Below are 13325 nucleotides of genomic sequence, written 5' to 3'. Positions count from 1 at the left end.
TCAATTACAGGTACACATACAGCAGTGAATAAAGTATATATCAGCAGCGCAGAACTTCTCAGAGACTCGTTTAGAGTGGCAGCTATGGCCTTTAAGGACGGATTTCGTCCCGACTTTATAGTGGGTATCTGGCGCGGCGGAGCCCCTATTGGCATTGCGGTGCAGGAATTTTTTGAGTTTAAAAATGCGCCAACCGATCATATAGCAGTTCGTACCTCGTCGTATTACGGTATTAATCAACAATCGAAAGAGATTAAGGTGCATGGCTTGCACTATCTTATCGAGAATGCCAACGCAAACGATAAACTCCTAATTGTTGATGACGTATTTGATTCTGGGCGAAGTGTTGAAGCGCTCATCAATCAGGTTCATGCGCTCATGCGTCTAAATGCTCCTCAAGATATCCGCATTGCAACCCCTTGGTTTAAGCCTAGCAACAATAAAACGGAGCTTGTCCCCGATTATTTTGTGCATGAGAGCGCAGACTGGCTAGTATTTCCGCACGAGCTTTCTGGCTTAAGTGACGACGAAATACGAGAGGGTAAAGGCGAGCTTTCAGATATTTTTGATATCTTGTTGGATGATAAACAGTAAATAGCTTTACATGTAGAGTTTATTGCACAAAGAGCCCCATATTACATACATAACCTCAGCATTGTTTCTTATCTAAAGCTGGGGTTATACATACTAATGCACCGGAGATGCTGAGGCATCGCGGCACGTTAGTACGGCTTTCTAACATGTCAACTAGCGATGTTTTTCACGTCATTAGCTCATTATCTCCTCACGTCATCACTTTCCGTCAATATAAAACTTATCCTCAAAGGTATACACCAAATCGGGCTTATACACGATTAAACAAGTGATTGTCATGCCGTTGAAGAAGGCTTCGGGAAACATCATCAGAATGGTCATTTGCGTGTAGTTATATTCAATGACGTCCCACGGATACATGCCTTCAATGTAAAAATACCCGCTCATGGCGAGCATTTTTAGCACCATCGTAATGGCACCAGGAAAAAACGCACATAAAAATATATAGATGAACAAATTCCGAGATATTTTGTGAAAGGTCAACATATACACAAGGTAGGTAAATCCGATGGGCAGTACGACTCCAAGAAGCGCATTTACGCCAAACATGCTAGCGCTTTCTTGCCCAATAATGGTGCTGCCGATGAGTACGACGGTAGCGCCTAAAATAGCCCAGCGTAGTCCTAGCACTAACGTTAGCGTGGTAAGCCATAGAAAGTGCATGACTAAACCGTCGTAAATACTGACTCTAAACAGCCATAATACAAATACGCAGGTAATAGCACCGAAAAAACGGTGCTGAAATGCTTTATCTTTTGCCAGCTGTGTAAAATCGGTTCTCGAGCAAATAAAACCCAAAACCCCCAAAAATAACAGCAGACTGCCTATTTGTATGCCGGTCAAGTGCACCTCAATGTGGTTTGATTTTCAAACAAGCCAGAAGTGTAACAAAATGACTTTTAACAAACATAGTTTTAATTTATTTCGCGCCTTTAATAAGCTTTACACCTTCATAGTTTGCTGGTGTATATGGAAATCGAGTACACTTGCGCGATATTTTAAAGGTAACGCCTTGACCAACAAAAAGCATGGCCGACAAAAGCATGACCGATAAACAAAACGCGCCGTCCTTGAGAAGTTGTTTCGATTTTTTTGATAACAACAATCAGCACTTGTGCACTTACCTTGATAGTGCGGCGAGCACGCAAAAATTAAGTGCGGCTTTAGATTACACTGATGCCTTTGCTCGTCATCAATATGCTAGCGTTCACAGAAGTGCATATACGATCGCCAGCGCCGCTACCGCGCGTTATGAAGAGGCAAGAAAGAGCCTCGCTCGTTTTATCAATGCTAATAGTGACGATATTGTGTTTACCAGTGGTGCCACCGAAAGCATCAATATGATTGCTAAGGGGTTAAGCCAGTCGATGCTTAATGGCTCCACAATTCTTATTGTCCAGAGTGAGCACCACGCTAACATCCTACCTTGGCAAGCCCTTGCTGAGGCCTTTTCGCTTAACATAAAGGTGCTTCCACTGGCCGAAAACGGTGTGTTTAACGAGCAAACGCACGCTCATTGGCTTAATGAAATAAACGACGATGTTGCCATTTTGGCATGTGCGCATGTATCTAATGTGTTGGGTAATATTTATCCTGTTGCAAGCCTTTGCAAAAAGGCGCAAGAGCACAATGCAATCAGCGTCATAGACGGTACACAGGCGGTTGCCCACATAAAGACCGATGTTGCTGCACTGCATTGTGATTTTTACGTGTTCAGTGGGCACAAAATGTATGGTCCTACGGGTATTGGCGTTTGTTGGGGGCGAGCCGTGATGCTTGAGAAGCTGCGTCCTAGTAAGCTGGGCGGAGAAATGGTGCAAGCGGTTAGCTTTGAGGCTTACACTGCTGTTGCCCCACCTTTAAAGTTTGAAGCAGGTACACCGAATATTATGGGCGCTCTAGGCCTAGCCCAAGCATGTGATTTTTTAGCGCAACATTTGCATGACATCGAGCGTCAGGAAGCAGCCCTATATCGGCATTTATGTCATAAAATGCAGGCAATTCATGAGATTACAATGCTTGGAAATGAGTCTGCAAGCATTGGTATTGTGAGCTTTTATGCGCCAAACGCAGACAATCATAGCCTTGCCCTTAAGCTTTATCAAAAAGGCATTGCACTTCGGTTTGGTCAGCACTGCGCGATGCCGCTTTTGTCATCCATGGGCATCTCAGCATGTTTGCGCGTGTCGTTAGGCTGTTATAACAACCGCGAAGATGTTGATACTTTCGTTAGCGCGCTTAAGGAGGCGCTGGCAGATAGCGCAGAAGATAGCATTGAAGATAAACAGTATATTGACGCAAGGAGTGACCTTAAAACAGTCCACGCAGACTCTGTGGCTACTGCTATTAAAAGCGCATCAGGATGGCCACAAAAACATCGTCAGCTTTTGCTAATAAGTCAACAACTGCCGTTGCTTTCAGAGCCCCAGCGCAATGAGAATAACGAGGTACATGGCTGTGAGGCGCGTGTATGGATAGCCAAAGACCAGCAAACAAATGCCGTGTTGGCATACGGCGATTCCAAAGTAGTGCGTGGATTGTTGACCTTGATGCTGCACAAATATGCGAGCGACAAACAACAAGGGCGCGCATCTAAGGCAAGTGATTACCTGAAATTTTTGGACGACATAGGCTTGTCTGATTATTTTAGCAGCGGCAGAAAAGACGGGATGACACGCGTTGCTGAACGCTTAGGGCAACTGACTTAGTCGGCGTTTTTGGCCTGTATCCACTGGCTCATGTATTGATGTGTTTGTACTGTGTGATGACTCAGCATTTGCTGCATAAAATTACCGATGCGTCGTTTAGCTTTATGGTCTAGCGCAGTCTCAACGGCTTCGACGAACTTTTGCTGCGGTTGCGTAGCAATAAAGTTAGTGTGCAGAATGTCATGGGCTAGGGCGGTAAAGTCTTGTTCGCAGTTGTAGGTATTAATTGCGGCCTCAATAAATTCATCACGCGTGTTTACCACAGCGCCTGGCCATTGTGAGTAGGTAATTCCCTCAACTCCTATGGATGTAGTGATGCTGGGCAAGGCGCAGCGAAGCGCGTCCACAATTTTACCCTTAACCCCTGCGCCAAATTGAATAGGTGCCAGCAGTACTTTTGCACTCGACAGCATATGCAGATGATCAGGAATATGCCCGTGGATATAAATGCCGCGCTTTGGCTGGTGCAATTGTTGTATTTTGGGCGGAAGATAAGCACCGTATATCCGGCATTTTGCTCGAGGCAGGCGCGCAAATATGCTCGGCCAGATATGCTGTAATAACACATTGACTGCATCTATATTTGGCGCATGTCGAAAATTGCCAATGCTCACAAAATCAGTGCGCGGCATTGACGAAGTCGAGGGGTTTTTCATGGCTGATGCAGCGATATCTTCATTTAGCAGGTAGGGAACATGCGCAATATTTTCGCTGGGCACATGAAAGTGCTTGATTAAAATATCTCGCTCGGGCTCAGACAAGCTTATATTTAAGTCACAGCGATAAACACAGGCGAGTTCACGGGTAGTAAGCGCATTGTAAGCATATTGCTCATGTCCGGGCTCAAAAATCGCGTTTGTATTTAAATAATGAGCCTGACGAGGCTGATAACCCATTGCCTTGTAAAGCATATGGCGGCCCTGCCGTAAGAAGTGTAAATCTTCCAAATCGAGAACTCGTAATGCCTCCGGCGCGCTCTTAATGACTCGCCAGCCAAACTGTTCTTCGGTCAAAAAACGGTCGAATACCACAATATCAGGCGCTAAATCTTGTACGAAGGTGTCGAAGCTATCGCAGTTTAGTGCAATTTGATGGGCCACGATATCGTGTGCCTCGAGTGGGGTCGATAATAAAGACCGTTGTGCCGCACAGGCAAAATGAACGGTAAATCCAGCATGTTTCAGCGCGCGTACATAGCTCAATATGTTTTGGCTGGCTGCTGTTGCAGTTTGTTCGGGCCAAACAAAGCCGATGAACAGTACAGACCGATTATTTTGCTCAATAACTTGCATATTGCTCGCTTGTGTCTTAGAACTTAGGCGTGGCTCTTACATCACGACATTATCAATCGACGTTGATTAATGACGTTTAGCATCTACGTTAAACATCTACGTTAAACATCTACGTTAAATATCTATGTGAAATCTACGTATAGCATTTGGACCCCATTTATGAGCGCAAAGATAGCACAGGTCAAAGCCAATAATCATGCACATCATTTGATTTTTGGGACTGGGCTTATAGGAAGTTACTTAGGTGGCGCATTGATCAGGGCGCAGCAACGGGTATCGTTTGTGGGTCGAAAGCATTTTATCTCGCAGATAAGCGCAAGGTTTACACTATCAGACTACAGCGGTAATCGCTGTGAGCTTGATGGGCAAGGTCAGGGCTTTTTGCTCGATGAGCTCGCCAAAGTAGAGGCCGTCGATATTTTGTGGCTTTGCGTAAAATGCACCGCACTAGAGAGTGCCGCGGCCGATATGCGGGAGTTGGTGACTAAAAATACGATTATTATTTGTTGTCAAAATGGTGTGGGCACCCATCACGTCATCGAAAATGCATTTCCACATAATCACGTCATACGGGCAATGGTGCCTTTTAACGTTGTTAATGATGAACCAGGCGTATTTCATCGCGGTACTGAGGGTTCTATGATTTTAGAGGTATCACCTGCACTGAATGATTCAATTAAATGGCTATCAAGGCAGATGAACACTGAGATGCTTCCTGTTGATATAAGCTATCACATGACTGATTTGCAGTGGGCCAAGCTCCAGCTTAATTTGGGTAACGCTGTCAATGCCTTGGCCGATATTCCAGTCAAGGCGATGCTAGAGACACGTGAATATCGTTTTTTTATTGCTCGGCTAATGAACGAATTACTCAAAGTGACTGAAAAACAAAAAATAAAACTACCGAAAATTGCAAATTTGCCGAATACATGGATACCAAGCGTATTAAAGCTGCCTAATCTGTTGTTTAAGCTAGTAGCGAAAAAGATGCTAGCGATTGATCCGCAGGCAAAAACCTCTATGTGGTGGGATTTGCATAATCAAAGAACAACTGAAATAGACTTTATTAATGGGAAAGTGGTCAGTCAGGCAAAAAAATTAGATATGACTGCACCTGCTAACGAATGGATGGTTTCTTTGATTCATCAAGCGCAAAGCTCTAAGCGCTTGACTGCAAAAGAATTCAAAGCCGCCTTATTGCAATTTGAGCAAGAGAACAATACATGAACCACACACTCACAGTAGTCGATAATGGAGCAAGTAGGCCTTTTATGAATGCGATTGAATACTCACAAAAAGCTGCTGAACTGTTTGCTATTCCTGAAACGGCATCGCAAATTAAGCGTATGTCAGATTCTGGAAAGGCGAGTGTTCAAGATATTGCTAGCATTGTTATGCTCGACCCAGGGCTCGCGGCACAAATCCTAAAATTATCGAACAGCTCAATTTACCGATTTTCACGTAAAATAGAGACGGTTGAACGCGCCATTCAAGTGATTGGCGTGCGAGCAGTGTACGACTATGCATTGGTATTTAGCGTTTCTAACATACTGAGTAAAGAGCAAGGTCGCTATATTAATGTGGATAAGTATTGGATGCAGAGTCTGGCAAGTGCCTTTATGGGCAAGCATATTGCCAAGCTATGCGGTGAAAAAGACGTCCACCGCGTTGTGACCAGTGGTTTATTGCACAACGTGGGCGAGCTTGCCGTGCTGCGTGTTAACCCTAGCATTGTAAGAGATTGCAATCGCTTCGGTCAGAGCGTTAAACCTAAGCAAAGTCAGCAGGATATCCTTGGTTTCAGCTTCGCTGAAATCTCTGCGTCTTTAATGCAGCGCTGGCTCTTACCGGATTCCATCGTCTCTACCATTGCCATGCAGCATCACGATGATGCGCCGTCGGTAACGATGGAGTCGCAAATCATGCAGTTAGCATATGAGCTAGCGCTGGTGATGACCTACCCCGACTATTACAGCCTAGATACACATGTCCCAGCCTTTTTGTATCAGAGTTTAGATATATCGGCAGAGCAACTTGTTGAACTACGTGATGTTGTGGCACAAGAATGCGATGATACCATGAAGCTTTTTAATAAGAGCCAGTCTCAGGCAGCTTAGCTGCCTTTTTGCTCAATCAAACACCGCAATGGTTTGTCGTGATAACGCGATGAGCTGACCGTGTATGTCCCAAACACTCGCCTCGGTATGACCATAGCCATCAGCTGCCTGGCGCGTATCTTCTTTATAAGCAAACCAATCGCTTGGCGATACCGCTTTGTGCGGATAAATAAACTCCAAATTCCAACTCACAGTACTTGCCGGCGCAGGCCAGCGCAACTGCTGGATAAGGGTAGGGGGCCAAGTGTCTAACATGCTGATGACATGCGCTTGTGTAATCTGTTTAGGCGCTTTTTTAAAGCGCATCCAGCCGTAATAGTGGCTGCTTTTTTTGCCGGTAAACGGCATGCCGCCAGATTCGATGGAAAGCTCATAATGGCGTAAAAATTTAGGGGTCACTTTTGGTATTTGAGGGATAAACTTGGCTTTTGTAGGCAACGCCATATTGTGTGAATCGGTATTTTCTACAAAAGTTTTGGATTGCCTTCCCTTTGCAAAGCAAAACTGAGTCACAACGCAGTTCTTACCATCTTGTATTGCTCTAGCCTGAAGTTGAGAAACGTTCTTTCCTTCGCGAATAATTTCTACGTGTATGCTAAACGGGGCTTGTGCAGCAAGTGGCCCCACAAAGTTAGTCGTCATTGAGCGTAATTCACGAGCAGCTTCTACATATTCTTTTGTTGCTGCATAAAGCATGGCAGCAGATAGGCCCCCAAATACAGTGCGACCCTGCGACCAGTCTTTGGGTATGGTGAATTCAACCTCGGGCTGTTGCCTTTGTGTGGCAGCCTGCTCAATTAATGCGTCAAAATCCATGTTGTTCCTAATGCAAGTGGTCGGAGTAGTTACATTTAATAGGATACGGGCGCTAAGTGCAAGCGGTTCATCGTATGGGATGCTTGATATAAGCGTACTGTAGGGCTTAGATGTTTAGAAGCAAGTTAGAACAGAGCTAAGCTAGAGCTGAGCGTTAAGCGGCAACTGCTGATGTGGATAGCTGATACGGAAAGCTGTTACGGAAAAATGAAGCGCAGGCTAGAGATAGCCTGCGCAGCGTGTTGCTGAACTAATTAACCAGAGCTGAGGTTAATTAATATAGCAGGGATTGAATAAAGTTAGTCGGCTGTTTTCTTGCCTGCTGACGAAGTATTTCGCGCTCTTCATCGTTTGCAAAATGAGCATCCCAATGCGCTAGTTTAGGCTCCATCAATTTAAACCACAGCGGCGGAATAAGCACCACACCAATGGTAGAGATATAGCCACTAATCATGACAGGCGCATCTTCCATGGGCTGTAGCTTTTCAAAAGGAACCGCACCTTGAGCATGATGATGGCTATGACGCGGCAAGTTAAACATCGCCCAACAGCTAATTTTGCGGTTTGAATTCCATGAATGCTTAGGTTTAACCGGCTGGCGAGGGTGTCTCACCAAACCGTAGTGCTCCATGTAGTTGACCACTTCTAAGATGAGCTTTGCCATTATTCCAATGGCGGTAAAGAAAAGCGCTCCTTGCCAACTAGCAAGCGCAAAGGCAACCAGCAAACAGCATAACGTCATGAGCCAGCCACGTAAATAGCGGTTGTGCAAACTAAAAACTGATTGTTCTTTTCGGGCTAAACGCTTCTGTTCAATTTTCCATGCCGACATGTTGGTACCCACAACGGCGCGAATAACATGTGAATACACATTTCTGCCACGCGGCGCGGTTACCGGATCTTCTTCGGTAGCCACTTTTGCATGGTGATTATAAACATGCTCAATAGAGAAGTTTGCGTCAAAGCTCAAAGACATCAACCAGCGACCTGTACACACAGCTACTTTGCTGCGAAGACGATGCACTAGTTCGTGTCCAACCACGGTAGCCGCCCCGCTTAATAAAAATCCGCAAAAGAACACCGCGACCAGCAGTTGCCATAGGGTAGTATTTTGTTTCGCTGCCACAAAATCATAGCCTATCATCGCCGATAAACTGTCCATAAACGCCCATTGGTAGGGCGTGACTAGCCACATTGCAATGGCGAGCATGAATATCGCGATGGGCAAAGCACTATAGAGTAGGGCATTGAGTAAGCCAGTGTGAATAAGTTCTGGCGTAGACAAGTCATCCCCTAAAAACGCATCACCTAGAACGTAGATACCAACAAAAAGTAAAAAACCTAGCCAAATAAAATGACCACCAAACAACAAACACACGCACCCGATTAAGATGGTGAGAAAATAATGGAAAAATTTTATGTAATGGAACATCACTGCAACTCCTTGTTTTGATGGCATCAGAATGCCACCTCCTTAATCAAGCAGTGAGTGCAAAAAATGACAATAAGGGGTCATTTGTTGCCAATTTGTATTTTTTAACTTAGTGTACAGCAGTAATTTGATATCAATGATACAAATAAAGACGGCGATAATGACAATAAAAGAGCTTCCAGTATTTTATTTTGGGCATTTATTTAACGTGCTTAATGACCATGCAGTCCCGCTCGATAAGTGGCTTGCTGAGCATCGTTTGGATAAAGCAAAACTTATGCAGCCGGGTGCAAATATCAGTACTGCCCAATTCGATGCATTGATTCATACGGTGCTGATGAAAACCGAGTTGCAACACTTGGGCTTACTCGTAGGCCAGCGTCTGCAGATCGCGCATCATGGGGCTTTTGGGCTTGGCATACTTAATTGCTCGAGCATTCGTCAAATTGTTGATTTTGTGCAAGCGTATTTGATTACGCGCATTCCCTTTATCGAAATATCCGCCTATGAGGAAAACGATGAGATTGTGATCCTCGCCAACGACGTACATTGGCAGGGCGCGATGCATCGTTTTGTGATTGAAGTGGTCAGTTTGGCCATGTTAAATCTATTTCTTGCACTAAAACAAAGACATCCGGATATCAATATTAATCGCTTATTTTTTGACTTTGATAAACCTCAGTATCACAGTAAATATCAAATGTTTGCGCCCGCTCAAATTGAGTTTAACCATGGCTTTTGTGGGCTCGCCTTTGATATGAAATGGGCTGACTTTGTGCTCAAAGACGTGGACCCTATGAGTTTTGAGCAAGCCAAAATTATGTGCGATCTTGAAAAGCGCAAGCTAAGTGAACACATGAGCGTGGCCGGTCGCGTAAGGCAATGTGTGGTAAGCAAAGAAGGGGAGTTGCCCACCTTGCAATCAGTCGCCAGTGAGTTACATATGAGTGCGCGCACCTTGCACAGAGAGCTCTCGCGAGAGGGCACTAGCTTCAAAGAGTTATTAGAGCAATATCAGGCAAAAAAAGCACGGGAATATTTGCTTGCCTACGGCTACTCGGTGAGTAAGACTGCGATGTTGCTTGGCTATTCAGATACCGCTAATTTTAGACGAGCATTTAAGCGGTGGTATCAGCTAACGCCCTCCGAATACCTTGACAAACACGCAGCAGGGGGCATGTGAATATGAGGGAAGCTCGTACGCCAAAGATTTGTGCTGTGGAGCACACTGAAAGCTTAAACGCCCATTTGCCCGAGGCGCATTTCGCGCATGCTAACGGTTTTCCTGCCGGCAGCTATCAACAGTTATTCAAGTATTTAGAGAAGCATCTTCAGGTCTTTGCCCTAGATAAATTTGCCCACAATCCGCAGTATCCACTGGTCGACAATTGGGTGCATCAGGTAGATGAGCTGATTGATTTTGTTGAGCACAACAAGCAGAGCGAGAAAGTTGTGGCGCTAGGCCATTCCTTTGGTGCGGTAATTTCTTATATTGCCTGTTGTAAGCGCCCAGACCTATTCAGCGGACTGCTTATGTTAGACCCACCGCTTGCCACCGGTTTTGCACGTCATATTTTCCGGTTTGCAAAGAGTAATCGGCTTATCAATAAGGTCACACCAGCGGCAAAAACACAAATGAGAAAACAGTCATGGCATAAGGATGATGATTTGCTCGCCTATTTCAAAGCACGGGCCTTGTTTAAAAATATGGATGAGCGCTGCGTGCTCGACTATATCAACAGTGTCACAGCCGTTAAGGGAGACTACAGACATTTAATGTTTAAACGTGACATCGAAGCGCAGATATTTAGGACGCTACCGCATAATCTTCATGATTATTTTGGTCAACTGCAGTGCCCGGCCACGCTCATTACCGCCCGTTATACTGATGTATGCACTGAGCGTTTAAGGAAGCCTTTTTTAAAACATAACCCCGGTGTAAAACATCTAGAGCTTCACACCGGAGGTCATATGTTTCCTTTAGAGCACCCTAAGCTTGTAGCAGAGGCCGTGATAAACGAGCTGCAGGCATGGCATCTACAGGGCTTGTAACATTTCTCTGGTCACCAAAACAACCCCGCCCGGAGATACTCTGAATCCTCTTGCACGGTCGTCATCATGATTAATTCCAATTTGCATGTTATCAGGGACATGGCAACCGCGGTCTAATATGGCTTTACGGATATGGCAGTTTTGCCCGACTTCTACGCCCGGTAGCGCGACGGTTTCTTCCATTAAGCTATATGATTTTACCCGTACGTTAGAAAAACATATGGTACGTCTTAGCGTCGCCCCTGATATTATGCATCCTCCTGATACCACTGAATTAAGTGCCTCGCCGCGGCGATCCTCTTGTTCCCATACAAATTTGGCGGGCGGTAATTGTTCTTGATAGGTCCAGATAGGCCAGTTTTTATCGTATAGGTTCAGCTCAGGTATGGGAGCAACCAACTCCATGTTTGCATCCCAATAGCTGTCGAGTGTTCCAACATCGCGCCAGTAAGCGTCGTTTTTGGCACTTTTTCTAAAATCAAAGGCAAACACTTTATAGTTATCTATGATGCTGGGAATAATATCTTTGCCAAAGTCATGATCTGAATCTGGATTAGCGCCGTCTTTTTCGAGCTGCTCAAATAAAAACTCGGTATCAAAAACGTAATTGCCCATGGAGGCTAAACAGTGAGATGGCTCATTTTTTAGCGGCGTAGGCTCTGCTGGTTTTTCAATAAAATCGCAGACTTTGTTTTGGTCGTCTACTGAGATTACGCCAAAGGCATTGCGTGCTTGCTCAATGGGCACCGAAATACAGCTTACGGTCATTTGTGCGCCTGATTCAACGTGTTGGGCAAGCATTGGCCCATAGTCCATTTGGTAAATATGGTCGCCAGACAAAATCATGACATACTTAGGCAGTTCGTCTCGAATAATGTCAATGTTTTGGTAAACCGCATCGGCAGTGCCCTGATACCAATCCTCTGAAAACCGCTGTGATGCTGGCAGTACCTCTATTGACTCGCCCAATTCTTTTTTGAAATGTCCCCATCCTCGAACTAAGTGGCGAATGAGGGAGTGTGATTTATATTGCGTTAAAACACCCACATTACGGATGCCCGAATTTACGCAGTTAGACAAAGGGAAGTCGATGATGCGGAACTTGCCGCCAAAATAAAGCGCCGGCTTAGCCCGCCAGTTTGTGAGCTCATACAATCGTGAGCCGCGACCTCCTGCTAACACTAGCGCGTAGGTGTCGCGTGTTAAGTTACTGATATAACGATTGTTAATTCGAGACATGTTTCTTCCTTTGTCTGATAATTGGAATACTTCTTTACGTAGTTACAGATTACCTGTAAATCCAGCAAAAAGTAACAAAGTATTTACAATTTAATCAGGCAGTGCCCATTTAATCAAACTAACAAATAGTATTAATCTGACTCTATGTTTGCAGTTCTTCTGCGCTCTATAGAGGGCGTTTCTCCGACTTTCTCATGCCAAAGTTTAAAAAACTGCTGAGTAATCTTTTGTCTTAATGGAATACTTTCTTCTATTGGGCAAAATATGTCTACGCCAATGCAAATTTTAGCAAACTGATTGGTATCAACCGAAAAGTGAGGTTCGATAGGGATGAACTCTACGTCTAAGCGCTTCTCAATTACGCCTTTATATCTTTCTGCAACATCAATAAAGTCTTTGCAGAAATCCAAAGCATGGTTGCGTAATTCTTCAACTACCGGAAATACATCAATTGTAGGTTCACAGGTAATGGTAAAACTACTGAGCGTGTAACGTCGCAAGAAATTGAGATTGCGCACAGGTTTAAGCAGTATTTGGTGATTTGGAATAAATAAGTGTTTTCCAGTATAGCTATTGGTGTGTTGGTCAACCTCCAACATTGTGATTTTAGTCCAATCTGCAGCAATAACTTCGCCAACGCCCTCGTTAATTTGTATCCAGTCACCAATACGAAAAGGGCGGGCGCTTACGTAATAAAAATACCCAAGGTAACACTGTAAATACTCTTTGGTGGCAAATACGATAGCTACCATAAAGGCCGCTATAGAAAAGGTGAAAGCCTGAATTTCGCCGGCCCATAGAACAATAAGGATAAACACCAGGCTAATATTAAGGGTATTGCGCATGGTATTTACTTTGGAGCGATAGCCAGTCTTTTTCTTTTTGCTGCGCTTTATTATGCTGCGGCCGAGAACCGATTTAATGAGTGCTACGATGATGATCAGCGCAATACTGATCACGCCTTTGCCGATTGTTGGGTCGGCTAAATATTCTTCAAAGACGATCATATCGATCCTTTTTTGCCCGCGAACGTTCTAATAAATGAGTAACGCAATAAAAAACACTTTTAAATTAA

General features: G+C 44.6%; 12 protein-coding genes. 6 read left to right on the top strand and 6 right to left on the bottom strand.

What is annotated here, in order from left to right; genetic code table 11:
- The first annotated feature begins 24 nt into the window (after positions 1-24).
- Complete coding sequence (locus ACFO4O_RS05045) at positions 25-594, top strand: phosphoribosyltransferase (RefSeq protein WP_382406263.1); 570 nt, start codon at positions 25-27, stop codon at positions 592-594.
- A gap of 198 nt (positions 595-792) precedes the next feature.
- Here the strand turns inward: ACFO4O_RS05045 and ACFO4O_RS05040 are convergent, their stop codons facing one another.
- Positions 793-1443, bottom strand: a complete 651-nt coding sequence (locus ACFO4O_RS05040; protein WP_382406262.1) for an energy-coupling factor ABC transporter permease — start codon at positions 1441-1443, stop codon at positions 793-795.
- Between the two features lie 194 nt (positions 1444-1637).
- On the opposite strand from ACFO4O_RS05040, the gene ACFO4O_RS05035 reads away from it, so the two are divergent.
- Positions 1638-3302, top strand: coding sequence for an aminotransferase class V-fold PLP-dependent enzyme (locus ACFO4O_RS05035; protein ID WP_382406261.1), 1665 nt, complete (start codon positions 1638-1640; stop codon positions 3300-3302).
- On the opposite strand, the gene ACFO4O_RS05030 is transcribed toward ACFO4O_RS05035, so the two are convergent.
- On the bottom strand, positions 3299-4594 hold the full coding sequence (locus ACFO4O_RS05030; RefSeq protein WP_382406260.1) for a glycosyltransferase: 1296 nt from the start codon (positions 4592-4594) through the stop codon (positions 3299-3301). The genes ACFO4O_RS05035 and ACFO4O_RS05030 overlap by 4 nt on opposite strands.
- Positions 4595-4753: 159 nt before the next feature.
- Between ACFO4O_RS05030 and ACFO4O_RS05025 the strand changes: the two genes are divergently transcribed.
- Both ACFO4O_RS05025 and ACFO4O_RS05020 read left to right on the top strand, forming a co-directional pair.
- A complete protein-coding gene (locus ACFO4O_RS05025; RefSeq protein ID WP_382406259.1) occupies positions 4754-5821 on the top strand; it encodes a 2-dehydropantoate 2-reductase in 1068 nt (355 codons plus the stop codon).
- Complete coding sequence (locus ACFO4O_RS05020; protein ID WP_382406258.1) at positions 5818-6711, top strand: HDOD domain-containing protein; 894 nt, start codon at positions 5818-5820, stop codon at positions 6709-6711. Before ACFO4O_RS05025 ends, ACFO4O_RS05020 begins: the two co-directional genes overlap by 4 nt.
- 12 nt (positions 6712-6723) lie before the next feature.
- Here the strand turns inward: ACFO4O_RS05020 and ACFO4O_RS05015 are convergent, their stop codons facing one another.
- The gene (locus ACFO4O_RS05015; protein ID WP_382406257.1) at positions 6724-7527 is read right to left on the bottom strand and encodes an acyl-CoA thioesterase; all 804 of its coding nucleotides are present in this window, start codon (positions 7525-7527) and stop codon (positions 6724-6726) included.
- A gap of 274 nt (positions 7528-7801) precedes the next feature.
- Positions 7802-8986 (bottom strand): alkane 1-monooxygenase, encoded by a 1185-nt coding sequence (locus ACFO4O_RS05010; protein WP_382406256.1) that lies wholly within the window; start codon positions 8984-8986, stop codon positions 7802-7804.
- Positions 8987-9119: 133 nt separating this feature from the next.
- Between ACFO4O_RS05010 and ACFO4O_RS05005 the strand changes: the two genes are divergently transcribed.
- Together ACFO4O_RS05005 and ACFO4O_RS05000 are read left to right on the top strand one after the other, a co-directional pair.
- Entirely contained in the window at positions 9120-10142 is a 1023-nt protein-coding gene (locus ACFO4O_RS05005) for a helix-turn-helix transcriptional regulator (protein WP_382406255.1), read from the top strand.
- A 2-nt stretch (positions 10143-10144) separates the two neighbouring features.
- Positions 10145-11011, top strand: coding sequence for an alpha/beta fold hydrolase (locus ACFO4O_RS05000; protein WP_382406254.1), 867 nt, complete (start codon positions 10145-10147; stop codon positions 11009-11011).
- Here ACFO4O_RS05000 and glgC read toward each other — a convergent pair.
- Positions 10997-12250, bottom strand: coding sequence for a glucose-1-phosphate adenylyltransferase (gene glgC, locus ACFO4O_RS04995; RefSeq protein ID WP_382406253.1), 1254 nt, complete (start codon positions 12248-12250; stop codon positions 10997-10999). The genes ACFO4O_RS05000 and glgC overlap by 15 nt on opposite strands.
- 131 nt (positions 12251-12381) lie before the next feature.
- A complete protein-coding gene (locus ACFO4O_RS04990) occupies positions 12382-13257 on the bottom strand; it encodes a mechanosensitive ion channel family protein (RefSeq protein WP_382406252.1) in 876 nt (291 codons plus the stop codon).
- Between the last annotated feature and the right edge of the window lie 68 nt (positions 13258-13325).

The sequence above is a fragment of the Glaciecola siphonariae genome, assembly GCF_042652645.1.
GTDB classification, from domain to species: Bacteria; Pseudomonadota; Gammaproteobacteria; order Enterobacterales; family Alteromonadaceae; genus Glaciecola; species Glaciecola siphonariae.
Note: the sequence above shows the minus strand (reverse complement) of the source record. Positions and strands in the feature narration are given on the sequence as shown.